The organism is Gordonia sp. p3-SID1431 (genome assembly GCF_025143765.1).
GTDB classification, from domain to species: domain Bacteria; phylum Actinomycetota; class Actinomycetes; order Mycobacteriales; family Mycobacteriaceae; genus Gordonia; species Gordonia hongkongensis.
In genome coordinates, this window is the sequence record NZ_JAMBDT010000041.1 from 14,235 (window position 1) to 38,680 (window position 24,446).

Below are 24,446 nucleotides of genomic sequence, written 5' to 3' on the forward strand. Positions count from 1 at the left end.
AGCCGAGTCGAAGTCACTCCGGCCGCAGGTGGGTGACGTCCCCCGCGGCGGCCACCACCTGCTCACCGTCGGCGTCGACGACGATCCGGCCGGAGGAGTCGACACCGGTCGCGGTGCCGACGACCTCACGATCGCCGGGCAGGACCAGCCGTACGCGACGGCCGATGGTGTCGCTGTCGGCGCGGTACCGCGCCGCGAGCCCGTCCAGGTCGTGCGGCCACAGGTCGAGCAGCTCGGAGAGCGCCCGCAGGTACGACGCGGCGAGCTCGGTCAGCGGGACGTCGCGGCCGGTGGCGAGCCGGAGCGAGGTGGCGGTCGGGACCGGCAGCTGCTCCTCCGCCATCGTGGTGTTGAGCCCGGTGCCGATCACCGCCACGCCTCCCGGGCCACCTGCGGCATGCTCGCTGCGGGTGTATTCCGAGAGGATGCCCGCGACCTTCTTGCCGTCGATCAGCACGTCGTTCGGCCATTTGAGCGTCGGACGGATCCCCATCGCGTCGTCGACACCCTGCACGGCGGCGAGTCCGGCCAGCAGCGACAGCCAGCCCAGGTCCTCGGTGTGGTCGGCGACGTCGAGCGCGGCCGACATGGCCAGCTGCGTGCCGGCCGGCGCGGTCCAGGTGCGGGCGTGGCGGCCACGTCCGGCGGTCTGGTCGGTGGTGATCCGCACGGTGCCCCCGACGGATTCGCCCGCGGCGCGCGACACGAGGTCGGCGTTGGTCGAACCGGTCGCCTCGACCACCTCGATCCGGTGCCAGCGGGTGCCGGTGAGACGGGTGCGGAGCAGATCGGCGTCGAGACTCATACCTGACGAAACTACTGGCCGCCGCCTCCGCACGAACGCATACCACCGGTTTCACGGTCGACCCGCCGGCCCACCGACCGATCGCTCGTAAACCTGAGGGATATCTCACGTTGATCCGGTTGACGTGGCTCACACTCGGGTAGTTAGCATCGTCAGTCATGACCACTGCTTCGCGCGACGACGCCGCCGCTCCCGACATCCACACGACGGCGGGAAAGCTCGCCGATCTGCGCAATCGTCTCGAGGAGACCAAGCATCCGGTGGGTGAGGCCGCCGTCGAGAAGACCCACGCCAAGGGCAAGCTCACCGCGCGGGAACGGATCACCCACCTGCTCGACGAGGGGTCCTTCGTCGAACTCGACGCCCTCGCCCGGCACCGCAGCACCAACTTCGGACTCGCCGAGCGCCGCCCGCTCGGTGACGGCGTCGTCTCGGGTTACGGCACCATCGACGGTCGCGAGGTCTGCGTCTTCTCGCAGGATTCGACCGTCTTCGGCGGCAGTCTCGGCGAGGTCTACGGCGAGAAGATCGTCAAGGTCATGGACCTCGCGATCAAGACCGGTCGCCCCCTGATCGGCATCAACGACGGCGCCGGCGCCCGCATCCAGGAGGGCGTGGTCTCGCTCGGCCTCTACGGCGAGATCTTCCACCGCAACGTGCGTGCTTCCGGTGTCATCCCGCAGATCTCGCTGATCATGGGCGCCGCGGCCGGCGGTCACGTGTACTCCCCCGCGCTCACCGACTTCGTGGTCATGGTCGACCAGACCAGCCAGATGTTCATCACCGGTCCGGACGTCATCAAGACGGTCACCGGTGAAGAGGTGACGATGGAGGAGCTCGGCGGCGCCCACACGCACATGTCGAAGTCGGGCACCGCGCACTATGTCGCCTCCGACGAAGAGGACGCCCTGGAGTACGTCAAGGAACTCCTGAGCTACCTGCCGAGCAACAACCGCGCCGATGCCCCGCGTCTGCCCGTCGCGCAGCCGGCCGCCGGTTCCATCGAGGACACCCTCACCGAAGAAGACCTCGAGCTCGACACCCTGATCCCGGATTCGCCGAACCAACCCTATGACATGCACGAGGTCATCCGTCGCATCCTCGACGACGACGAGTTCCTCGAGGTGCAGGCCGAGTACGCGACGAACATCATCATCGGCTACGGCCGGGTGGACGGCCGCAGCGTCGGCATCGTCGCCAACCAGCCGACGCAGTTCGCCGGCTGCCTCGACATCGACGCCTCGGAGAAGGCCGCCCGGTTCGTGCGCACCTGCGACGCCTTCAACATCCCCATCGTCACCCTGGTCGACGTCCCGGGCTTCCTTCCCGGCACCGATCAGGAGTACCGCGGCATCATCCGTCGCGGTGCGAAGCTGCTCTACGCCTACGGCGAGGCGACGGTCGGCAAGATCACCGTCATCACCCGGAAGGCCTACGGCGGCGCGTACGACGTCATGGGCTCCAAGCACATGGGTGCCGACGTGAACCTGGCGTGGCCCACCGCCCAGATCGCCGTCATGGGCGCCTCGGGTGCGGTCGGGTTCGTGTATCGCAGCCAGCTCAAGGACGCGGCCGCCAAGGGTGAGGACGTCGACGCACTGCGTCTGCAGCTGCAGGAGGAGTACGAGGACACCCTCGTCAACCCGTATGTCGCGGCCGCCCGCGGATACGTGGACGCGGTGATCCCGCCGAGCCACACCCGCGGTCAGATCGCCACCGCGCTCAAGCTGCTCGAGCGCAAGATGGTCAACCTGCCGCCCAAGAAGCACGGCAACATCCCCCTGTGACACCAGCGGTCAGTTCCGAGAGCGAGAATTCCGTGAGCGAAGACTCCACCAAGTCCGAGCGTCCGTTCCTGACGGTCGTCGGCGGCAATCCGACCGACGAGGACCTCGCCGTGCTGGTGACCGTCCTCGCCGGTGCCGGTTCGGGCGGCGGTTCGGCCGAGCCCGAGACCCGGAACGATTGGGGCCACCCGATCGACCGACTGCGTCCGCAGTGGGGCGGCCCGGGAAGCTTCACCAACCTGCGTTACTGACGATGACATCCGAATCCGAGATCGGGCCGGGTACTCCCGGCCCGACCTTCGTACTGGGTTCGGCCTCCCCTGCCCGGCTCCGCATCCTTCGGGCGGCAGGCGTCGAGCCGGTCGTGCGGGTGTCGGATGTCGACGAGGATGCGCTCCTCGCCGCGCTCCCCGATTCCACACCGGCCGGTGTGGTGGTCGCCGAACTCGCCCGCGCGAAGGCGGAAGCCGTTGCGGCACTTCCGGAGATCGCCGAACTCGCCGGGTCCGGCAGCCCCGTGGCCGTCATCGGCTGCGACTCGATGCTCCATCTAGGCGGCCGGCTGCTCGGCAAACCGCACACCCCCGAACGCGCCGTCGCGCAGTGGTCGGAGATGCGCGGTCGTAGCGCGGACCTGCTGACCGGCCATCACCTGATCCGCCTCGACCGGCCCGCGACCGCCGGCGGGACGAGCTCCACCACGATCCATTTCGCCGCCGCCGACGACCACGTCATCGAGCGGTATGTCGCCAGCGGTGAACCTCTACAGGTGGCCGGCGCATTCACCCTCGACGGTCTGGGTGGCTGGCTGGTCGAGCGCATCGAGGGCGACCCGTCGTCGGTCATCGGTATCGGCCTGCCGCTGGTCCGCACCCTCCTGGCCGACGTCGGGCTCTCGGTCACCGACTTCTGGCGCCACTGACGACGACCCGCTGCCTGAGGTGGCCCTACTCCACCTCGAAGAACTCCGGCCAGTACCGCTCGATGCAGTCGACCGGCTGACCCTGGCGGTTGAACTGCGGGCCGGTCAGTCCGACCGTCAACGCCACCGCACGTTCGCGCGCCGAGCCGTGTCCGGAGGCGCCGCCGGTGTCGCCGATGATCGGCAGCAGGGTCGCGACCTGCAGGATCTCCTTCGCGCCGAGCGCATCCCGCTGATAGGCGGTCGCACCCCAGTTCGCGGCCAGGCAGTCGGCGATGAGCTCGCTGTTCTTGCCGGCCGGGAGACGGCTGTCGGGGATGTCGAACGCCTCGGCCATCCGGAACACGACGTTGTGGCCGTATTCGTGCGCGACCACGATCGCCGCCGTGAAGTCGCCGACGATCGGCGACGGCACCCCGAAGACGTTGCCGTCCCAGATGGCCGCGAAGGTGTCGACCGGGAGCACGATGCTGCCCTCGGTCGGGGCGCCCTCTCCGTTCGGTTCGGTGTCCACTCCACAGAAGAACGCGTTGGCCTCGTCGGACGGGATCGGTACCGGGTTCGAATCCTCGTCGCCGGCAATGCACTCCGTGGCGAAGGAGGTGCCGGACTCGATCAGCACCCGTCCCGGTGCCGGGTCGCCCCATCCCAGTTCGTCGAACCACCCACCCCATGTCTGGTCGAGGTCGTCGAGGAGCGTGGTGAGGTAGTCGGGCACCGCGGTGTCCACGTTGGCCGGAGTGACCCCGCTGGTCATGAGTTCCGCGGTCGGCGTGGGCAACTTCGGGCAGTCCTCGGGCCGGCACTGCGCCGCCTCGGCGTCGCCGGTCGGGTCCGGTGAGCGCGACGGCGTCGGACTCGGTGCGCTGCTCGTCGACGCGGACGACGGACGGGGCTCCCCGGAATTCTCGGACGGGATGAGTGCGCATCCGCTTCCGACGGTCAGTGTCACCACGGCGGCCAGAGCGACCGCCCACCGCATCGCGAGGGGCCCGCGTCGATCGATCATTCGGCGAACGTAGCAGGCGGGACCCGCTTCACCTGGCGTTTGTCGTCTGATCGAAGCACGGTCCGGCCGATGCCCTACGCTTTATCAGCGGGACCGCAGATGGTCCGCGCGTGATCCACGCGGAACGTCCGAACAGCGAGCTGGAGAGCACCGTGAGCGTTGACACCGACCCGAATCCGGCCTTCGCCGACTACGCCCACCCCGAGCGGCTGGTGACGACCCAGTGGCTGTCGGCGCATCTCGGCGCCAAAGGACTCAAGATCATCGAGTCCGACGAGGATGTGCTGCTCTACGACATCGGCCACATCCCGACCGCTCAGAAGATCGACTGGCACCTTCATCTCAACGACCCGGTCACGCGCGACTACATCAACGGCGAGCAGTTCGCGGAACTGATGCGCAGCAAGGGAATCGAACGCGACGACACTGTCGTGATCTACGGCGACAAGAGCAACTGGTGGGCCGCCTACGCGCTGTGGGTCTTCACCTTGTTCGGCCACGAGGACGTCCGCCTGCTCGACGGTGGCCGCGACGCCTGGATGGCCGAGGACCGTGACACCTCCTTCGACGTCCCCGATTACCCGCGGTCGGACTACCCGGTGGTCGAGCGCGACGACGCCAAGATCCGCGCGTTCGCGCCGCAGGTCCTGGAGGCCCTGGGCACCGAGCCCCTCGTCGACGTCCGTTCCCCGCAGGAGTACACCGGCGAGCGCACGCACATGCCGGACTACCCGGAGGAGGGCGCGCTGCGCGGCGGGCACATCCCGACCGCCATCTCGATCCCGTGGGCGAAGTCCGCCGCCCCCGACGGCCGTTTCCGCAGCCGCGCCGAACTCGACGAGATCTACGCCGGGCTCGACCCGAAGACGCCCACGATCGCCTACTGCCGCATCGGTGAGCGGTCGAGCCACACCTGGTTCGTGCTGACACATCTGCTGGGGCACACCGCGGTCCGCAACTACGACGGATCGTGGACCGAGTGGGGCAACGCGGTGCGCGTGCCGATCGCCGTCGGCGAGGAGCCGGGCGCCGTTCCCGGCACCGAGTGAACCCGACCGCACGATGAGTCTGCCTCCAGCCCTGGCCGAGATCGTCGACGACTTCGGCGCACTCGACGACTCCGACAAGGTCACGCTCCTGCTCGAGTTCGCCGGCGAATTGCCGGACATACCGGCGCATCTCGAGCAGGATGCGATGGAACCGGTACCCGAGTGCCAGTCGCCGGTCTTCCTGTCCGTCGACGCCGCGGACCCGTCGTCGGTGCGGCTGTATTTCAGCGCTCCGCGCGAGGCGCCGACGACCCGCGGTTTCGCCGCCATCCTGCATCAGGGACTCGACACCGCGTCGGCGCGCGAAATCCTCGACGTGCCATCGGATTTCTATTACGACCTGGGACTCGGCAGCGCCGTGAGTCCGCTGCGCCTGCGGGGTATGGCGGGCATGCTGGGCCGCATCAAGGCGCAGGTTCGCGCCCAGGTGCCCGACACGCCCGGGGCATGAAGTTCATCCAGATCCGCGACGAACCCATCGCGCCCGGCGGTCTCGTCGAGTGGACTCCGTATGTGCCGGGCGGACTGGGTAATTGGGACTACGATTCGCGCCTGACCTCGCATAATCACGAGCAGCATCTGCGGGCGGCGTTCGAGTACCGGGTCCGCACGCGTCGCGAGGGCGGACGTGAGGCCTGGCTCGGGTTGAGCATCGAGTTCGACGAGCCGCTGTCGATTCCGGCCATCCGGTCGGTGCTGACCCAGTGGATCGACCGGCACGAGGTGCTGCGTAGTCACGTCGTGATCAAGGGCTCCGGCCTGCAGCGGCTGACCACCGCGCCGGGGACCGTGAAACTCACGATGGGCCGGGTCGGCTGGTACGCCGAGTCGGGTCCGCTCGTGGAGCAACTGGCGGGCTCGTTCGATCGAGCCACCGCGCCGCTGCACTGGCCGGCCTACCGGTTCGCGACGGTCGGACGCGAACGCTCGTTCACGCTCCTCTTCGCCGCCGATCACTCGCTGGTCGACGGGTACTCGCTGATCATGGCCCAGCAGGAGTTGGTGTCGATGTACGGGGCGGCGCGGGAGCATCGCGGCGCGAATCTGCCCGAGGTCGGCAGTTATGTCGACTTCAGCGCCGAGGAACGCCGGCTCGCCGACCAGACCGGGCGCGATCACCCGGCCGTCGGCCTGTGGTCGGAGTTTCTGGCCGCCGGCAACGGTGACATGCCCGGCCTGCACACGGCCGACCCGGCCACCGGCCACCGCACCCACGACGATGCCGCCCCCGACGATGTCGACACGGACGCGGCACTCCCCCAGGAGTCACTGTGGGGTGTCGTCGCCGACGACGCGACGGCCAACCGGTTCACCGCGATCTGCTCGGAGGCCGGCGGCACGCTGACCGCCGGAGTGCTGGCGGCCTTCGCCGTCGTGCACCACGAACTGACCGGCGATCGGCAGTTCCGGTGTGTGCTGCCGCGGCACACGCGCGACGACGCCCGCTGGCTGACCTCCCTCGGCTGGTTCGTCGGGGTCGCTCCCTTCTGTCTGGACATGTCCGACTCCCCGACGTTCGACCAGTCCGTCGTCCGATCCACCGCCGCGCTCAAGCACGGGCGTCAGGGCGCTTCGCTGCCGTTCCTGCGAGTGGCCGACCTGATCGGGCACGAGGGTGGCCCGCGGTTCGTCATCTCGTTCATCGACACGCGCTATGCACCGGGCGCCGGGGCCGCCGACGCGGGGCGTGCGAAGGTCCTCCGCAGTCACAGCTACTCGCCCGACGAGGTGTACATCTGGATCAACCGCACCCCGTCGGGGCTGCGGTACTCCGCCCGGTTCCCGCGCGAGTCGCCGCTGCGTGAGCTCGGCGTCGCCGCCTCGGCGAACACTCCGGGTGCACAACATGAGGGAAACGTCACATTTCCCGCCGCCGAGGCCCGTTCCGAAGACGGTTGGGCGATCGACCCGACAGGTGGTCCCGTCCACGCCTACCTGCGTGCTTTCGCCGAACTGGTCCGACGCCTCGGTGATGCGAGCACATTCTCTCCGGCGTTGTGACCCAGGGCTCCACCGAACGATTGCTCGGTGGGCTAGGGTATTGCCCGGAAGGTCGCGACACCTGCACCGCGAAGGTGTCGCATCGCCCTCGCCGTCCGCATCCCGGCCGGTGACGGCGGGCCGCCAGACTTGACCGACGTCCGACAAACGTGTCGCGTGCGCTACCGCGTCGTGCACCTGAGTACGAGTAAGGCCCAGGAGAACAAGTGCCCAGTACCTCTGCGAACACTCCGTCCGCAATCAGCAAGGTCCTCATCGCCAACCGTGGCGAAATCGCTGTCCGCGTGATCCGCGCCGCCCGGGATGCAGGCATCGCGAGCGTCGCGGTGTACGCCGAGCCCGACGCGAACGCACTGTTCGTCAAACTCGCCGACGAGGCTTTCGCACTGGGCGGGCAGACATCGGCGGAGTCGTACCTGGTCTTCGACAAGATCCTCGACGCGGCCAAGAAGTCCGGCGCCGACGCGATCCACCCGGGTTACGGCTTCCTGTCGGAGAACGGCGACTTCGCGCAGGCCGTCATCGACGCCGGGCTGATCTGGATCGGTCCGTCCCCGCAGTCGATCCGCGACCTCGGCGACAAGGTGACCGCGCGTCACATCGCGCTCAAGGCCGACGCACCGATGGCCCCCGGCACCAAGGATCCGGTGAAGGACGCCGACGAGGTCGTCGCCTTCGCCCAGGAGCACGGCGTGCCGGTCGCCATCAAGGCGGCATTCGGCGGCGGTGGACGTGGCATGAAGGTCGCGTACACGATCGAGGAGATCCCGCACCTGTTCGAGTCGGCCACCCGCGAGGCCGTCGCGGCGTTCGGTCGCGGCGAGTGCTTCGTCGAGCGCTACCTCGACAAGGCCCGCCACGTCGAGGCCCAGGTCATCGCCGACCAGCACGGCAACGTCATCGTCGCCGGCACCCGCGACTGCTCGCTGCAGCGTCGATTCCAGAAGCTGGTCGAGGAGGCTCCGGCCCCGTTCCTGACCGACGAGCAGCGCACCAAGATCCACGAGTCCGCCAAGGCCATCTGCCGCGAGGCCGGCTACTACGGCGCCGGCACGGTCGAGTTCCTGGTCGGCAGCGACGGGCTGGTCTCGTTCCTCGAGGTCAACACCCGCCTGCAGGTGGAGCACCCGGTCACCGAGGAGACCGCGGGCATCGACCTGGTGCGTCAGCAGTTCCGCATCGCCAACGGCGAGAAGCTGGAGTTCACCGAGGACCCGACCCCGCGCGGCCACGCTTTCGAGTTCCGCATCAACGGTGAGGACGCCGGCCGCAACTTCCTGCCCGCCCCGGGACCGATCTCGGTCTACAAGGAGCCGACGGGCCCCGGCGTCCGCGTCGACTCCGGCGTCGTCGAGGGTGACGTCATCGGCGGCCAGTTCGACTCGATGCTGGCCAAGCTGATCGTCACCGGCGAGACCCGCGAGCAGGCGCTGGAGCGTTCGCGTCGTGCGCTCGCCGAGTTCCAGGTGGAGGGTCTGGCAACGGTCATCCCGTTCCACCGGCACATCGTCTCCAATCCCGCCTTCATCGGCGACGGCGAGAAGTTCGACGTCTACACCAAGTGGATCGAGACCGATTGGGACAACCCGATCGAGCCGTACACCGGCGGCGAGCCCATCGAAGACGACGAGGCCGCCCCGCGGCAGAACGTCGTCGTCGAGGTCGGCGGCCGTCGCGTCGAGGTGTCGCTGCCCGGCGATCTCGCCCTCGGTGGCGGTGGTGGCTCGGCCAACGGCGTCGTCCGCAAGAAGCCGAAGGCACGTTCGCGCAAAAAGGGTGGCGGCGCAGCCGTTTCCGGCGACGCCGTGGCCGCTCCGATGCAGGGCACCGTCGTCAAGGTCGCCGTCGAGGAGGGCCAGGAGGTCGCCGCCGGCGATCTGGTCGTCGTCCTCGAGGCCATGAAGATGGAGAACCCGGTCACCGCCCACAAGGACGGCGTCGTCACCGGCCTCACCATCGAGGCCGGCGCTGCCGTCACCCAGGGCACGGTGCTGCTCGAGCTGAAGTAGGACACACCGCTCCCTCGCTGCCTGAGGTGCGAGCGCCCTTGCTCCCTGAGGTGCGAGGAGCGCAAGCGACGAGCCTCGAAGGGCGGGCGTACAACAAGGCAATGCAACCAGTCGAGATCAACGCCGGGACGTGGTATCTGCGTGCGCTTCGTGCGGACGAGCGGATCACCGACGTCCCGGCGTTGTCTCATCTCGAGGTCGACGACCCCGCCGCGTACGTCGCTGCGGCGCAGCGTGACTGGGAGTCGGAGACACGATTCGTCTGGGCGATCTGCATCCCCACCACTGGTGAGCTCATCGCCCTGATCGGGGTCACGCCGAACGGCTCGTCGGGCCGCCTGTGGGGCCAGGCCCGGGACGGCTACGACGAGGCGCTCGACACCGCCGTCGGGCCGGTCTCGAGGTTTGCCGAGGGTGCGCTCGGTCTGGTTGTCGAGCAACCACTTTCGCGCACGATCGGCTGAGGTCCGCGGTCAACGGACGTGTTGACCTAGTTCTTCAATCCGATGCCGCGGCACTCGCCACCACAACAGAGATCAGTCGCCTTCTCATCTTTCGCCCTCCTCGTCAGTCAAATGTATGGCGCGAGAACGCCACTTGACGAGAACGCTACGGTGCGGGCGAGAGCCCGTCTGTCGTCCGGACCGGTGAATCGTCGAACTACTGCCCGACTCCGATGACCTTGATGGTCTCGGTGGCCACTATCGGCTGTCCACCACCGGGCGGGGTCACCGACACCGTGATCCGGTAGTCGCCCGGCACCGTGATCGATGGCATCTGGCTGAACGTCCGCCCGCCGCTGCATTCATCGCTCCGGTACCGTTCATCGACATCGCCTGGGCCGGTCACATCGATCACCACCGCGCAGTCATCCGATTCGAGGTCGCCGTTCTCCGACCGCGACGTCCAGCTCACTCCCGGGAAGCTCGTACCGCCGCGTCGATTGAGCTGGATCATCTTGTCTCCCACTTTGTCCCCGCTGTAGAACTCCAGCTTCACAGACCGGATCGCATCAACGTCGGCACTCGCTTCAGTACTGGTCCCCGACGAGTATGCGGCGGCACCGGTGGAGACCGCGGTCGTGGAGCTGGTGGCCTGAGTGGCGGTGACGGTTGCGGTCACCGTCTCCGGCGCAGGCGCCTGCTCCTCCGCACACCCTGTGATCACACCCAGAGCGGCGATCCCGATGATTCTCAGCACGATCCGACGCATGTGCGACCCTTTCTCAGTACCGACAGACACGGCATCGTCCCACGGCTCGATACGGACAGCGCGCTCAACGGATGGCCCGCGGCTCAAATTGGTACGGACGGACTACACGTCCAGACAAGGGCGCCCCGGTCGAGCAGGCTTCGATCAGCACATGGCCCAAGCGCCGTACTCGGAGCGGTCCTCGTCGCGTTCAGCGATCTGCCCGTTGATCCAGATCGCGCAGTACACGTAGCTCGCGTTGTCGTTCTGGATGTCTGCCGAGATGTACTGGCCGTACTCCTTGTACTCGGTGAAGCTCGACGATCCGCACCAGAGTCCGTTGTTCCGCTCCGAGAGCTGGACCCGCTGATCGTAGTGGCGGTTGCCGTTGTCGTATTCGACGTCGTTGCCGTACCGCTCGGACGAACAGAATACGGTCTTCACGCGGTCGTACTGGTCGGTGATCACGGCCTCGGCAGGGACCGCGAGTGCGAGCGCGGGGATGATGGCTCCGGCGCCGATGAGAGCCGTGCGGATGATCTTGCGCATTTCAATTCTCCTTGTGTAGCGATGTTCCAGGTGACGCCGCGGACACAGCGCACGTGTGCGTGTCGGACGGAATTCACCCGGGTGATTGACAGGGCCGACCAGGAAATCGTCTGGTCGCCCGACAGCCGATGGATGCCTACTGCATGTCGACTCCTCGGAAGCACGACTCGCATGCGGTACGGACGCGGGCGATGCCCGTTCGGATTCGTCCGCGCCGGCCACACAGTTCGCAGATCGTGCTGGACTCCTCCACGCTGGCGTCGATCAGGAGCTCGCAGACACCGCGGGTGAATTCGTCGACCGAGTCTCCGTAGTTCACGTAGCAGCGCAGGACCCCGAACTTCTCCTTGATCTGCACGTAGGTGAAATCGTCGGTGACGGCGGTGAGTTGACGATGGAGACGGACCAGAAGCGGATACCACCCTGTGTTGACGGAACAGTCAACGGCCGGAGGCGCCATCGCGTCGGGAAGTCGGACAGGCTCCGGCATCACGCGACGCCGCGTTCGGTGGCGATTGCCGAGTCGTCAGAATCCACGCCCGCCAGCGCGTTCAGGGCGTCGGCCAGCAGTCGGTCGATGGCCGAGTAGACAGCCCCGCAGGTGCTCTCGATCTTGCGCACGTTGTTCGCGATCGCACCGGCAGACTTCTTGATCTCGTCGATCTTTTCGAGTTGTTTGACTGCGGCGGTGATCTTCTCCTCCGCGGTGTTGATCTCCTGCGCGCCCGACCTGGTGGCCGCAGCCAGGGATGCGGTCCGCAGGAGCATGACGACCGCACGCATGAGGTCGGGGTCATCGGCAGTCGGGTCGAAAGCGAGCACGATTCGACGCCGACCGAGCACGCGGATCGTCTCACCGCAGTTCTGTTCCACGGACCGGACCAGGCCGATCGCGGCAGTGGCGTTCCGGTTTCGTTCAGCTTCGTCGAAGTACGCCCCCCAATGATCCCGCTTCGAGTCGGTCACCTCGACGACGACGCGCGCGTCTCCGCCGTCGACGACCAGCACGCCGTCGCCCTTCTTGCAGCGAACGACCGAGCCGACGACGGCACCGGTTTCGAGGTACTCATCCCCGAGGCCGGCGGCGACCTGGTGGAGAACCTGATGGATCTCGGCCTCGTAGGTGCTCCCCTTGATCGGGGACACCTTGCTCACCGACGCTTTCGCCTCGGCTACCTTCAACGCCGTGACCACCTCGTCGAGCCGACGGGCCACCGCCGAGTGCTGTTCTGCGAGTTGGGCAGTCAGAGCGTCCTGACGCTTGGCGAGGTCTGCGGTGTGCTTGGCCATGGGAGATGTCGGGTCGGCAGGATCGAACTGTTTGGCCGCCTTGGCGAGCAGTTCGCTGGTGTTCTCGGCGGCTCGTTTGTCGAGGTTCGCGGCAAAACGTTCGAGCAGTGGCGCGAAGCGGTCGACGACCTCCGGGTCGGTACCTCCGAACAGCCGTTTGAGTTCGGCTTCGGTCTCGCGGCGCATCAGTGCAATGGCGTCCGAGAGTGACTTGCGAGTTGCCTCGTCGGCTTCGCGAAGGTTCTTCTGCGCTTCCGCGGCAGCCTTGCTGACGGCCTCCGACGCGGCTTTCACGCTGCGGTCGGTCATCGAAGCGGCCTCTGCCGTCGACGACGCAGCCCTCTCACCGAGTTCGGTGATCATGCGCTCGAGCGCACGCGATTCCTGGGCGTCGCCGGTCGCCGACAGGGCGTGAGAACCAATGGTGATCGCCTTGGCAACGAAATCTTCGAGGTCCGCCTCGACGAGGGTCGCCTGGTCTTCGACGATCGGCCCTCGTTCGCCGGTGGTCCATCGCTGCGCTTCGCGGACAACGTCTTTGTCTCGGAGTGTCACCCCTTCGATGACGACGGCTGCGGCCAGTTCATCAAAGTGTGCGGGTGCTTTCGGTTCGGTCATTTCAGCTCCTCCCGGTCTGGCCGACCAAGGGGATCGGCTGCCGAACACAGACTGCGCCAGGGCCGAAGTCTGCCGATAACATGTCACTGTTAAGCCGCCTTAACAGTGAGACGAACCTTGTACAAGTGCCGGCTGGGTAGTGTTCTCCGAGAAACGATGAGCAGTCGACAAGGGCGAGGAGGTGACCGCAATGACCACACTGACGATGCAGGACATCGCCGACCTGGCGAGAGTAACGCGGCCGGCAGTCAGCCAGTGGCGCAAACGCCCGATCGTGCGCGGCGAGTCGTTCCCCTTCCCTACTGCGGTCTCGACGATCGGTGGCATCGAACATTTCGACCGCACCGAGATCGTGGAGTGGCTCGACCGAACGGGTCGTGGCAAGAACCGCGCCGAACAACATCTGGACGTCGACGCTCTGGCAGTGCCGGAGCACGTCCGGTTCGACGATGTCGTTTGCCTACTGGCTCTGTACGCGTTGTCAGGAGTCGACTTCGCGGATGCATCACACGGCGAACTGACCACTGCGGCCGCGCGAGTCGACCCTGACGATCAACTGATCCGACGCGAAATCGACGCGTTCACGGCAACATCGGATTCGGTGCGGTTCACCGAGCAGCTCGTCGACGCCTCCCTGGGCACACCTGATGCGCTGACGCGTCTGGAGCGAGGACGGTTGGGCAGAGCACGCGGCGTACGCGACCTGACCCCCGACGCTCTGGGTCTCGTCCGCGGAGTTGTCGGCGCCGCAGTGGCGCACCTCGACGCAGATGTGTCTATCGTCCCGGCTGGCGACCCGACCCTGGCGCTCGCGTGCGCCGACCTGGCGTCGGAGCTGGTCGTCCGGGGCACCGACAGCGAGGCCCGGGATCTCCGGCGGCGAGCGGCGATCGCGAGAGTCGACGTGAGCACCGCCGTACAGGCACGCGGCGCAGTTGTCGCCTCGCTCATCGGGTCCGAGGTGTGCGATGTGCTGGAAGCTGTGGATGCACTCCTTCTCGATCTGCGGGACGGCGACGTCGCGGTGGTCATGGCACCTGCGGCCGCGCTCACCGATCACCTCGCCGGCGACTTGCAGATCCGCCGATCCGAGACGCTCAAGATCGGCAGTGTCGTTGCGGCACTACGCCTTCCGCGCGGTCTCTGGCGCGAGGCACATCGGCAAAGCCAGGCTTTGTGGATCTGTCGGGGCGGGACGGATTCGGACCTCATCGGCACTGCCGACCTGGACAGGTTCTCCGTCGACGACCTGGGCGACCTCGCCAGCGACGTCACCGCGATCCTCGACCGGGATGCCCGGCGCGCCCACCGGTATTTTCGGTCGCGCGAATTGATCGCGATCCGGGGAAGCGGCACGGTCGTTCCCCGCGGGACCAGTGCGCCGCGCCTCCGATCCCGCGCGCTCGCCGACCACGCTGACCGTGTCCACCACGCCACGCTGCAGACGTCGACTCCCGCACGCACGGTGGACGTGCTCATCAAGGCAGCGTCCGGACGGTTCCGGACGCACGATCAGTCGCTAGCCGAGTTACAGGAGAGCAAACTCATCACGGTGCGCTCGGGAAACCGCTTCGACGAGTCGGATGCCGACCCACATGGAACGGTGATTGTCTTGCCGGAAGGAACGCTACGCTTCGATCCGTTCGATGCGGCGCAACGCTATCCACGCGCCCGACGAACCGATCCGGGCGACATCGTGTTCGTCGAGAAGCCGGTCCCGCACGCGGTCATCGACAACGTGGGCGGGTCGCTGGTGAAGGCTCCAGCGAAGCTCCTGCGAATCGACCCGCGGGCGCCGCTCGGTCCCCACACGCTCGCGGCGATCATCAACTCGCGATGCGAACCCGGCTCCGAGTGGCAGACCTGGCGTGTACCCGGGCTCACCTCTACCGAGTCCGACCAACTCGAACGAGCTCTCGCCGACGTCGCGGACTACCAGCGCGCCGTCGAGCGAAAGGTGGCGGCCGCCAGAGAACTGACCGTCGCGCTCATCGATGGCGTCGCCGCCGGCGACATCTCCCTTGACACCACCGAAACCACACCGGGCATAACGGCCGTGAGGACAACGGCGGGGCGGGGATGAGTGGTCGATGACCGCTCCCCTGTCCCAACCGCAGCTTCGATAGAGAGGAACCACCAATGGCCGCGAGGCGCAAGGCAGAGCCGTCGGCTCCGTCGACGATGAAAGAGCTCAAGGACACACTGTGGAAAGCGGCGGACAAGCTCCGCGGGTCGCTGTCGGCGAGTCAGTACAAGGACGTGATCCTGGGGCTGGTCTTCCTCAAGTACGTCTCGGATGCGTACGACGAACGTCGAGAAGACATCCGACGCGAACTGGCCGATGACGGTTTCGACGAGTCGCAGATAGCCGATGTCATCGACGACGCCGGCGAGTACCAGGGTGCCGGGGTCTTCGTGGTCCCGCCGATCGCACGCTGGTCATTTCTGGCGGACAACGCCAAGGGTCTCGCCTCCGACGACGGTTCGCCAGACAAGAACATCGGCCAATTGATTGACGAGGCGATGGACGCGGTCATCGCCGCCAACAAGTCGCTCGCGGGTACGCTCCCCCGGATCTACAACCGCGACAACATCGATCAGCGTCGCCTCGGCGAGCTCGTTGACCTGTTCAACAGCGCCCGGTTCAGCCGCCAAGGTGAACACAAGGCGCGTGACCTGATGGGTGAGGTCTACGAGTACTTCCTGGGCAACTTCGCCCGTGCGGAAGGCAAGCGGGGCGGAGAGTTCTTCACCCCGCGCAGCGTCGTCCGGGTGATCGTCGAGGTACTCGAGCCGTCGAAGGGACGCGTCTACGACCCGTGCTGTGGGTCGGGTGGCATGTTCGTGCAGACCGAGCAGTTCATCTACGAGCATGACGGTGACCCGAAACAGGTCTCGGTCTATGGCCAGGAGGCCATCGAGGAGACCTGGCGGATGGCGAAGATGAACCTCGCGATCCACGGGATCGACAACAATGGTCTCGGTGCCCGCTGGGGCGACACGTTCGCCCGGGATCAGCACGCGGATCTCCAGATGGACTATGTGATGGCCAATCCGCCGTTCAACATCAAGGACTGGTCCCGGAACGAGGAGGATCCCCGCTGGCGGTACGGGGTTCCGCCGGCGAAAAACGCCAACTACGCGTGGTTGCAGCACATTTTGTCGAAGCTGGCTCCTGGCGGCAAGGCGGGCGTGGTGCTGGCAAACGGTTCGATGTCGTCGAACAACAACGGAGAGGGCGAGATACGCGCCCAGATCGTGGATGCCGACCTGGTGTCGTGCATGATCGCTCTGCCGACGCAGCTGTTCCGCAGCACCGGGATCCCGGTGTGCCTCTGGTTCTTCGCGAAGGACAAGACGAAGGGCAAGCAGGGTTCTGCAGACAGAAGCGGGCAAGTGTTGTTCATCGACGCTCGGGAGATGGGATACATGATCGACCGTGCCGAGCGTGCGTTGACCGACGAGGAGATCGTCAAGATCGGCGACACGTTTCACGCGTGGCGCGGATCCACCTCGGCTGCCGAGAAAGAGGTCGAGTACGAGGACGTCCCGGGGTTCTGCAAGTCGGCGACGCTCGAGGAAATCAAGGCTGCGGGCTATGCGCTGACGCCCGGGCGGTACGTGGGCGCACGCGAGGTCGAAGATGACGGCGAGCCGATCGATGAGAAGGTCGCTCGCCTCCGGACGGAGCTGTTTGCCGCTCTCGATGAATCCACGCGGCTGGAGAAGGTTGTTCGCGCGCAGATGGAGCGGCTTCATGGTTAGGTCACAAAATACCTCGTGGCAACAGGTCCAGCTTGGCGACCTCTTGACACGCATCACGTACGGTTTCACCAACCCGATGCCGACTACAGACTCCGGACCCACCATGGTGACAGCGAAAGATATCCGGGGAGGCCGCATTGACTACAGCACCGTGCGCCATACGTCCGTGGAAGCGTTCCGAGAGAGGTTAACCGACAAGAGTCGGCCACGAGTCGGTGACATCCTCTTGACCAAGGATGGAAGTATTGGCCGCGTTGCCGTATGCGATCGGGACGACATCTGCATCAATCAGTCAGTTGCCCTCCTGCAGCTAAAGTCAGACGTTAACCCACGATTTCTGGCGTACCTATTGCAGGCTCCGAGATATCAAGCGGCGATGGCTGCGGACGCGGATGGTTCGACCATCAAGCACATCTACATCACGCGCGTTGACAAGATGGCAATCGAGGTTCCGGATGCTGTCAAGCAGAAGGCCATCGCCGAAGTCCTTGGCGCCCTCGACGACAAGATCGCGGCGAACGAGCAAACTATCGAAATAGCCTGCCGCCTCGCCGCAGTCTGTGTGGCGGCTGCGGCCCGCGACGGCTCGCTGCTGCCAGTCCGTGAAATTGCTGAACTTGTGACTCGTGGTGCTGCGCCCTCCTACGTCGACGAGGGAGGACTGATGGTCCTCAATCAAAAGTGCGTTCGCGGGCAGCTCGTAAGCACCAGACTCGCCCGTCGGACCGCAGCCTCGCCACGCCGACTCAGCCGCGTTCTCCGACCCGACGACGTTCTCATCAACTCGACTGGCCAGGGGACACTAGGTCGCGCGGCCCGATGGACCACGGACCTACAGGCGACGGTCGACTCCCACATCACAATCGTGAGATTCAATTCTGACAAGGTAAGTCCAGCTTGTGCGGGCCATGCATTGATATCGTTGGAGCGAGATATTGAAGGTCTCGCCGAAGGAAGCACCGGACAAACCGAGTTACGTGCTGAACTGGTCCGCAATATCGAGCTTCGCATCCCGCCTATGCATCGACAGCAAGAGCTCGAGGACTATCTGCATCAGAACGACTCGCTGGTCGAGACCTTGCGGAGCGAATGTGTCACCCTCGCCCACACCCGCGATCAACTCCTCCCACTCCTGATGTCTGGCAAGGTGACCGTGAAAGACATCGAGGGTGAGATCGAAGAAATCGTCTGACAACGAACCCCCGCAGACAGACCAACGTCTCCCACCCGAAACACAGGCAGGATCACTAGATGAGCGTATTTCCCGAATCCGAGTGGGAGACGTTGGCACTCGAGTGGCTGGCGGATCAGGAGTGGCAGCCGACGCACGGGTCCGAGATCGCGCCGGGCACCGAGGACGGCCGCACGTCGTGGGATGACATCGTCCTCCCCGAGCGGCTCCTTACGAAGATGCGGGAGCTGAATCCCGCTGTGCCGTACGAGTATCTCGTTCAGGCGCGGGCGGCAGTCCTGGCGCCTGAGTCCGGAGACCCGCTCGCCGAGAACCATCGCCTACACGAGATTCTCGTCAAGGGTCTCCGGGGCATCTCCTACGTCGACCACGACGGCTTGGAGCAGACTCCGACCATCCGCCTGATCGGCGCCCGCCCCGAAGACAACGAGATGCTCGCGGTCCAGCAGGTGACCGTGCGCAACTCAGAGCATCAGCGTCGTTTCGATGTGGTGCTGTACCTCAACGGCCTGCCGGTCGCGTTCTTCGAACTCAAACAAGCCGGTTCGGCGCAGGCGGACCTGGCGTCCGCCCACGCCCAGCTCCAGACCTACCTGCGCGAGTTCCCGATGGTGTTCCGATTCGCGGTGGTCTCGGTGATCAGCGACGTGATCACGGCTCGGTACGGCACGCCGTTCACACCTCTCGAACACTTCGCACCGTGGAACGTCGACGACGACGGCAAACCGATCGCGGCGGGCCACCCGACCGACCCGGAGAAGATGGGACTCGAACTGGAGTACCTGATCGACGGTGTCTTCAACCCCGAGCGGTTCCTGCAGATCCAGCGGAACTTCACCGCCTTCGACGCCGGCGCCGACGGCTACCTGAAGCGAATCACCAAGCCGCACCAGTATTTCGCGGTCACCAAGGCCGTCGGTAACACGGTCGCGGCTGCGGAGAGCGATGGCAAGGCCGGCGTCGTGTGGCACACCCAGGGATCGGGCAAGTCCATGGAGATGGAGCTGTATGCCCACCTCGTGGCACGTCAGCCCAAGCTCAAGAACCCGACGATCATCGTGGTCACCGACCGGCGCGAACTCGACGGACAGCTGTTCGAGACCTTCAATCGGTCCGAACTACTCGACGAGTCACCGGTGAAAGTCACGTCGCGAGAACAACTCCGCGACGAGCTGTCCAACCGCACGACCGGCGGCATCTACTTCACCACCCTGCAGAAGTTCAGTCGCACGCAGGCCGAACGTGAGGCCGGCGCCGACCACCCGCTGTTGACTGGTCGTCGCAATGTCATCGTCGTCGTCGACGAGGCGCACCGCAGTCACTACGACGACCTCGACGGTTACGCCCGCCATCTCGCCGACGCGGTTCCCCATGCGACGCTGATCGCATTCACCGGCACTCCGATTTCCTTCGCCGAGCGCAACACCCGAGAGGTCTTCGGCCCGTACATCGATATCTACGACCTCACCCGGGCCGTCGACGACGGCGCCACTGTGCCGGTCTACTTCGAGCCGCGACTGATCCGGGTCGGCCTCACCGAGGACGTATCCGAGGACGATCTCGACCGCGCCGCGGATGAGGCGACACGCGGCCTCGACGACGCCGAACGCGCGCAGATCGAGAAGTCCGTGGCCGTCATCAACGCGGTGTACGGCGCCCCGGAACGGGTGAAGGCGCTCGCTGCGGACATTGCCGACCACTGGGACGGCCGGTCAGCATCCCTCGAGACCTTCATCTCGACGCCCGGCAAGGCGTTCATCGTTACCGCAACCCGCGACATCGCCGCCCGGCTCTACGAGGAGATCGTCACACTCCGTCCGGAGTGGCACGACGACGCCGTCGACCGAGGAGTCATCAAGGTCGTCTACTCCGGCAGCGCCAAGGACCAGGGCCTGGTCGCGAAACACGTTCGGCGAGACGCGCAGAACAAGATCATCCAGAAGCGCCTGAAAGACCCCGACGACGAACTGCAGATCGTCATCGTCAAGGACATGATGCTCACCGGGTTCGACGCGCCGCCATTGCACACGCTGTATCTCGACCGCCCACTCAAGGGCGCCCTGCTCATGCAGACCTTGGCACGAGTGAACCGGACCTTTCGAGGAAAGCCGTCCGGCCTGCTCGTCGCGTACGCTCCCCTGGCCGACAACCTGCACAAGGCACTGGCCGAGTACACCGAGACCGACCAGGCACAGCAACCGGTCGGCCGGAACATCGACGAGGCGGTCGCACTCACCCAGCAGCTGCTCGCACAACTCGATGACGTGTGCTCCGGATACGACTGGCGAAGCAAGGCCAAGGACCCCGACCGCGGGTGGATGAAAGCGGCCATCGGCCTGACCGAGTACCTGCGCTCGCCCGAAACCCCGGGCAACGCAGGATCCGAAGACGAGGAGACTCTCGGCGGACGATACCGCTCCCTCTCCGCCCATCTCGCAAGAGCCTGGGCACTGGCCGGTGGAGAGAAGTCGCTCGGCGAGTTGCGGCCGACGGTCCAGTTCTACGAAGAAGTCCGCGTCTGGATGGGCAAGTTCGACGCCGCCGACCGGCAGGCCGAAGGTCGCCCGGTTCCGGAGGAGATCAAACGCCTGCTGTCGTCGTTGGTGGCGCGCTCCACCGCGAGCGGTGAAATCGTCGACATCTACGACGCGGCAGGACTTCCCAAGCCGTCGTTGTCCGACCTCGGGCCCGACTTCGAGACCAAGGCCAAGGCCGCCACCAACCCGCATCTGGCGATCGAAGCGCTTCGCGCGACCCTGACCGAGGAATCTGCGCGTGCAACGCGGAACAACGTCGTTCGGCAGCGTGACTTCTCCGAGCGGATCACCGATCTGATGAAGCGCTACACCAACCAACAGATCACCTCCGCCGAAGTCATCGCCGAGCTCATCGCGATGGCCAAAGAAGTGGCGGCGGAGGGAAGCCGCGGTGAACGCTTCTCACCCGCTCTGAGCGAGGACGAACTCGCCTTCTACGACGCCGTTGCGAAGAACGAGTCGGCGGTCGAGTTCCAGGGCGACGAAGTCCTCGCCCAGATTGCGCGCGAGCTGGTCCGGATCATGCAGCGCGACACCAAATTCGACTGGACCGTCCGCGACGACGTGCGCGCGAAACTGCGGTCCTCCATCAAACGCTTGCTGGTCAAGTACAAATACCCGCCGGACAAGCAGCCGGCCGCCATCACCACGGTGTTCGAGCAGATGGAGATGATGGCACCTAGGTTCGCAGCAGAGAACGCCCCGGGAGACGACGATGACTGAGCACTGGATCGATTGGTCCTCTGATGCACGCGATCGATTCACGCGTGTCATCTCCGATCTGAGGGAGCTGTCGCTCCTCCCTGACACGACGTCCGCAGACGACATCAGTTCGCTCGTGTCGGACATGCTTGATCGGCGCGATCAGATCGCCACGAAAACGTGGGACTCCAAGGCGTCCGAAATCCCGGTGCAGGATGGAAAAACCGCTCTGCGCCAGGTTTCCGAAGTGCTGTACGCCGCCGACCAAGCAGTGATCGACGAGCTCGTCTCGCGGATTCCAGCGAAATCGGTTCATGAGCGGATGAACTCCGCTGCGTATCTCGCAGCCGAGATCGACGCGGCGACAGCCGAAGCAGCGACGCTCGACTCGCACCGCTCAGGTGGTCCGGCAAGTCAGCAGGATGCCACCGATACCGAACTGCTCGGCGATCCCGCCGACTACGCCGGAATCGATCCCATCGAAGACGTGGCGATTCCGCCCCGGGTCGTATGGACCGAAGCCGACCGCAAGATCGCCCTCGACGAAGCCGCCAGCACGTACGGCGTCGCCCCTGGCGAGTGGTACTCGGTCGAATGGCCTCCGACCGACGCCACACTGTGGACCCCCGGGTATCTCGTCACCTCCGAGTGGAAGCCGTGCGACGAACACACCGACGACCCGGACAGCGACGAGGCACTGGAATGCGTCCAGTGCGAAGACTCTGTCACCACCGACATCGAAGAAATGGCCGTCTGGAAGTTCACCACAAGATTGACTCATCACCGAATCGGGTTCGACAGCAACGGTTCTCTGGTCGTCGAACGTTTCACCGAGGACATCGACCCGTCGTTTGAGGTACGCGAGATCACGCAGGACCCACGCCTTGTCCGCATCGGCCCGCCCCATAGACATCGCTGACGTCACGCCTGGAGGCCAACGACGACGGCTACATCAACTGCTCGAGACGCGGGCGTGGGTCACCGAAGACGCGCCACACGGACGGGGTGCCGCTCATGCAGTGCGTACAGATGTCGCGCAGATTCGCGTGGAGGGCATCGATCAGCTGCTGCCTGGTGGCATGACCGTGAAACAGGAACAGGTGGATGCGAGCGCGCTTGTAGGCCTGCAATTCCGAAGGCGTGACGAGAATTGTGGTGTCCCGACCAATTGCCGCCCATCCGTTCCGGCCGACATCACGGAGCCAGCGTTCGTCCGGCGTCCCCTCCGCTGCCGCGCGAGTTCCGTACACCGCAGCCGGAGTATGGACGATGTAGCCGAGATCTTCGATCGATCGCCGCAAGGTCCTGCCGGCGATGTTCTCATCCAGGTAGAACTCAGGCGGTGCGGCCCAGGAGGACGCGGGCGGCGGTTCGAACCTGGGATCTCGAGATGTCGAACTCCTCGGCAACGACCTCGCCGTCCTCTCCGGCTTTCAGCATTGCAGCGACGTCCGCGAGGCGAGGTCCTGATGCTCCGAACCGCGGCTGCCCGAATGCAACGTCTGGGTCGACGATGACCTTCTCCGGCTCCCATTCGCGTAGTTGTAGGCGGCTCGGATGCTCACCGTCCCAACTGACATATGAGATGTAGTCCTGGACGATCTCGCGGATGACATTCTGTCCGGATCGCGCTTCGATGAGCCCGGCGCCGGCTCGGGTCTTGGCGAAGTCCCAAAGGACATCAACGCCGTCTGTGGCCAGATTCGGCGCTGTCAGCACGTAGTCACGGCCGAAGTCCCGTCGCAGCTGCTCGAGCGCGGGACGGATCTTGCGAACGTGAACGCCTGCGCTGCGAAGGGCGTCGAGTACGTATGCCTCGGTCAGGGCGATGAAGGACACGTTCGCTTTTCGCTGTGGCGCGTCCACCACATGAAGGAGCGGCTCCCCGCGGTCGTAGCCTTTCGCCCAGCGGTGGAACGTCTGCTGACTGATGGCGAGATAACGAGCCGCGTCGCTCATGGTGAGAATGCCTGCATCAAAGCGAGGATCGCCGATGGTGGTCACGCTGCGTTCTACCTCCCGCCTGACCCTGGACTACGAGTTGTCGATTGTAGCCACATCATGATGGCACCGTGAGCAGCTCTGTGGAGTCTGCACCCCGACTGCGGTAGGCAGTGAGCACCCTCCGACCTGTCGGTGCGTCGTGATTTCATTCGACGAGAGTCTGACAAAGTTGAAAATCAACACTTGACTCGAACATGTTTTCGAGTACTCTGGTGTCATGTCATCGGGGGCGGGGGCCGGATCCACATCGGTGGACTCGTCACAGGAGTCGGTCGAGCCGCGCTTTCGTCCCGACCATGAACTCTCCGCTTCAGAACTCGTCGAGGTCCTGAATCACTGCGCGGGCTTGGCGGCGGCGTCCGCGCATCGAATGATGGTCGTTGCCAGCCTCATTCACGATGAACGCGAGATGGACTACGCACAGCGGCGCGCCGAGACGCACAGCGGCGAACTCGACTCCATCGAAGCCTTCGAGCACCTGTCCGCGCGAGTGGCCGCGGGCGAGAACCCCTACGAGCAGTTCGGGCCCAACGGTCTCGAACAGGCCATCGCCGAAGTCGGTGCCACCCTCACCGTGACACCGGCCGAGGCGAAAGAACTCATCGAGGCCGGCGACGCACTGCGCTACCGACTCTCCTTCACCGGGCACGCACTGGCGTGCGGTCGAATCGACAAGCGCCGCTTCCTCATCGCTCTCAAGCGCACCGATCTCATCACCGACGACGAAGAGATGCAGACCGTCGACGCCCATCTCGCCGAAGCGATCTTCGCCCGCGCACCGATGTCGACGGCCCGGTTCACCGCCATGGTCGATTCGATCGTCGCCAAGTGGGCACCCGACGCGATCCGTCGACGCAAGGAGCGGGTGAAGTCCGACCGCAAGGTGACCGTCACTCCTGATCGCTTCACGCCCGGGCAGTCCCGGATCTCCGGGACGCTGCCCAATGCTGATGCCGCCGAGTTCGACGCCCGCCTGACGGCGATGGCCACCGCGGTCCACGCCGGTGACCCGCGAA

General features: G+C 65.7%; 22 protein-coding genes. 14 read left to right on the forward strand and 8 right to left on the reverse strand.

Annotated elements, in window-relative coordinates:
* Window positions 1-13: 13 nt before the first annotated feature.
* Window positions 14-805 (reverse strand): biotin--[acetyl-CoA-carboxylase] ligase, encoded by a 792-nt coding sequence (locus M4D77_RS12380; protein ID WP_259936327.1) that lies wholly within the window; start codon window positions 803-805, stop codon window positions 14-16.
* Between the two features lie 158 nt (window positions 806-963).
* On the opposite strand from M4D77_RS12380, the gene M4D77_RS12385 reads away from it, so the two are divergent.
* From M4D77_RS12385 to M4D77_RS12395, 3 genes are read left to right on the forward strand one after another with little or no spacing between them, the layout of a single operon-like run.
* Window positions 964-2,592 carry an acyl-CoA carboxylase subunit beta gene (locus M4D77_RS12385; protein WP_055475049.1) on the forward strand — a complete coding sequence of 543 codons (1,629 nt, stop codon included), beginning with the start codon at window positions 964-966 and terminating at the stop codon, window positions 2,590-2,592.
* Window positions 2,593-2,624: 32 nt separating this feature from the next.
* Window positions 2,625-2,843, forward strand: a complete 219-nt coding sequence (locus M4D77_RS12390; protein ID WP_171011626.1) for an acyl-CoA carboxylase subunit epsilon — start codon at window positions 2,625-2,627, stop codon at window positions 2,841-2,843.
* Between the two features lie 2 nt (window positions 2,844-2,845).
* The gene (locus M4D77_RS12395) at window positions 2,846-3,514 is read left to right on the forward strand and encodes a nucleoside triphosphate pyrophosphatase (RefSeq protein WP_259936328.1); all 669 of its coding nucleotides are present in this window, start codon (window positions 2,846-2,848) and stop codon (window positions 3,512-3,514) included.
* A gap of 25 nt (window positions 3,515-3,539) precedes the next feature.
* Here the strand turns inward: M4D77_RS12395 and M4D77_RS12400 are convergent, their stop codons facing one another.
* Entirely contained in the window at window positions 3,540-4,523 is a 984-nt protein-coding gene (locus M4D77_RS12400; RefSeq protein ID WP_259936329.1) for a metalloprotease, read from the reverse strand.
* A gap of 152 nt (window positions 4,524-4,675) precedes the next feature.
* Between M4D77_RS12400 and M4D77_RS12405 the strand changes: the two genes are divergently transcribed.
* The 5 genes from M4D77_RS12405 to M4D77_RS12425 all read left to right on the forward strand — a co-directional run bounded on the left by M4D77_RS12405 (window position 4,676) and on the right by M4D77_RS12425 (window position 10,046).
* Window positions 4,676-5,572, forward strand: a complete 897-nt coding sequence (locus M4D77_RS12405) for a sulfurtransferase (RefSeq protein WP_055475116.1) — start codon at window positions 4,676-4,678, stop codon at window positions 5,570-5,572.
* A gap of 13 nt (window positions 5,573-5,585) precedes the next feature.
* Window positions 5,586-6,023: a SufE family protein gene (locus tag M4D77_RS12410; protein ID WP_055475052.1), complete on the forward strand. Its 438-nt coding sequence runs from the start codon at window positions 5,586-5,588 to the stop codon at window positions 6,021-6,023.
* Window positions 6,020-7,573: a condensation domain-containing protein gene (locus M4D77_RS12415; RefSeq protein WP_259936330.1), complete on the forward strand. Its 1,554-nt coding sequence runs from the start codon at window positions 6,020-6,022 to the stop codon at window positions 7,571-7,573. Before M4D77_RS12410 ends, M4D77_RS12415 begins: the two co-directional genes overlap by 4 nt.
* 206 nt (window positions 7,574-7,779) lie before the next feature.
* Window positions 7,780-9,582 (forward strand): acetyl/propionyl/methylcrotonyl-CoA carboxylase subunit alpha, encoded by a 1,803-nt coding sequence (locus M4D77_RS12420; protein ID WP_259936331.1) that lies wholly within the window; start codon window positions 7,780-7,782, stop codon window positions 9,580-9,582.
* Between the two features lie 101 nt (window positions 9,583-9,683).
* The gene (locus M4D77_RS12425) at window positions 9,684-10,046 is read left to right on the forward strand and encodes a GNAT family N-acetyltransferase (protein WP_259936332.1); all 363 of its coding nucleotides are present in this window, start codon (window positions 9,684-9,686) and stop codon (window positions 10,044-10,046) included.
* Between the two features lie 196 nt (window positions 10,047-10,242).
* On the opposite strand, the gene M4D77_RS12430 is transcribed toward M4D77_RS12425, so the two are convergent.
* The 4 genes from M4D77_RS12430 to M4D77_RS12445 all read right to left on the reverse strand — a co-directional run bounded on the left by M4D77_RS12430 (window position 10,243) and on the right by M4D77_RS12445 (window position 13,230).
* On the reverse strand, window positions 10,243-10,782 hold the full coding sequence (locus tag M4D77_RS12430) for a hypothetical protein (RefSeq protein WP_259936333.1): 540 nt from the start codon (window positions 10,780-10,782) through the stop codon (window positions 10,243-10,245).
* Window positions 10,783-10,938: 156 nt separating this feature from the next.
* The gene (locus M4D77_RS12435) at window positions 10,939-11,322 is read right to left on the reverse strand and encodes a hypothetical protein (RefSeq protein ID WP_211538125.1); all 384 of its coding nucleotides are present in this window, start codon (window positions 11,320-11,322) and stop codon (window positions 10,939-10,941) included.
* Between the two features lie 136 nt (window positions 11,323-11,458).
* Window positions 11,459-11,812: a hypothetical protein gene (locus M4D77_RS12440; protein ID WP_065632779.1), complete on the reverse strand. Its 354-nt coding sequence runs from the start codon at window positions 11,810-11,812 to the stop codon at window positions 11,459-11,461.
* Window positions 11,812-13,230 (reverse strand): Fis family transcriptional regulator, encoded by a 1,419-nt coding sequence (locus M4D77_RS12445; RefSeq protein ID WP_259936335.1) that lies wholly within the window; start codon window positions 13,228-13,230, stop codon window positions 11,812-11,814. Before M4D77_RS12445 ends, M4D77_RS12440 begins: the two co-directional genes overlap by 1 nt.
* Window positions 13,231-13,420: 190 nt before the next feature.
* Between M4D77_RS12445 and M4D77_RS12450 the strand changes: the two genes are divergently transcribed.
* The 5 genes from M4D77_RS12450 to M4D77_RS12470 all read left to right on the forward strand — a co-directional run bounded on the left by M4D77_RS12450 (window position 13,421) and on the right by M4D77_RS12470 (window position 22,345).
* Window positions 13,421-15,313 (forward strand): hypothetical protein, encoded by a 1,893-nt coding sequence (locus M4D77_RS12450; RefSeq protein ID WP_259936336.1) that lies wholly within the window; start codon window positions 13,421-13,423, stop codon window positions 15,311-15,313.
* Between the two features lie 56 nt (window positions 15,314-15,369).
* Window positions 15,370-16,995 (forward strand): class I SAM-dependent DNA methyltransferase, encoded by a 1,626-nt coding sequence (locus M4D77_RS12455; RefSeq protein ID WP_259936337.1) that lies wholly within the window; start codon window positions 15,370-15,372, stop codon window positions 16,993-16,995.
* 76 nt (window positions 16,996-17,071) lie between these two features.
* Window positions 17,072-18,187 carry a restriction endonuclease subunit S gene (locus M4D77_RS12460; RefSeq protein ID WP_396266579.1) on the forward strand — a complete coding sequence of 372 codons (1,116 nt, stop codon included), beginning with the start codon at window positions 17,072-17,074 and terminating at the stop codon, window positions 18,185-18,187.
* Between the two features lie 59 nt (window positions 18,188-18,246).
* Window positions 18,247-21,447 carry a type I restriction endonuclease subunit R gene (locus M4D77_RS12465; RefSeq protein WP_259936339.1) on the forward strand — a complete coding sequence of 1,067 codons (3,201 nt, stop codon included), beginning with the start codon at window positions 18,247-18,249 and terminating at the stop codon, window positions 21,445-21,447.
* Window positions 21,440-22,345, forward strand: coding sequence for a hypothetical protein (locus M4D77_RS12470; protein WP_259936340.1), 906 nt, complete (start codon window positions 21,440-21,442; stop codon window positions 22,343-22,345). The genes M4D77_RS12465 and M4D77_RS12470 overlap by 8 nt, the downstream gene beginning before the upstream one ends.
* A gap of 28 nt (window positions 22,346-22,373) precedes the next feature.
* Here M4D77_RS12470 and M4D77_RS12475 read toward each other — a convergent pair whose 3' ends face one another.
* Together M4D77_RS12475 and M4D77_RS12480 are read right to left on the reverse strand one after the other, a co-directional pair.
* Complete coding sequence (locus tag M4D77_RS12475) at window positions 22,374-22,835, reverse strand: hypothetical protein (RefSeq protein WP_311199317.1); 462 nt, start codon at window positions 22,833-22,835, stop codon at window positions 22,374-22,376.
* Entirely contained in the window at window positions 22,762-23,430 is a 669-nt protein-coding gene (locus M4D77_RS12480; RefSeq protein WP_259936341.1) for a DUF433 domain-containing protein, read from the reverse strand. The genes M4D77_RS12475 and M4D77_RS12480 overlap by 74 nt, the downstream gene beginning before the upstream one ends.
* A 217-nt stretch (window positions 23,431-23,647) precedes the next feature.
* On the opposite strand from M4D77_RS12480, the gene M4D77_RS12485 reads away from it, so the two are divergent.
* Window positions 23,648-24,446 (forward strand): 13E12 repeat family protein (locus tag M4D77_RS12485; RefSeq protein WP_259936342.1); only part of this gene is annotated, 799 nt, incomplete at its 3' end.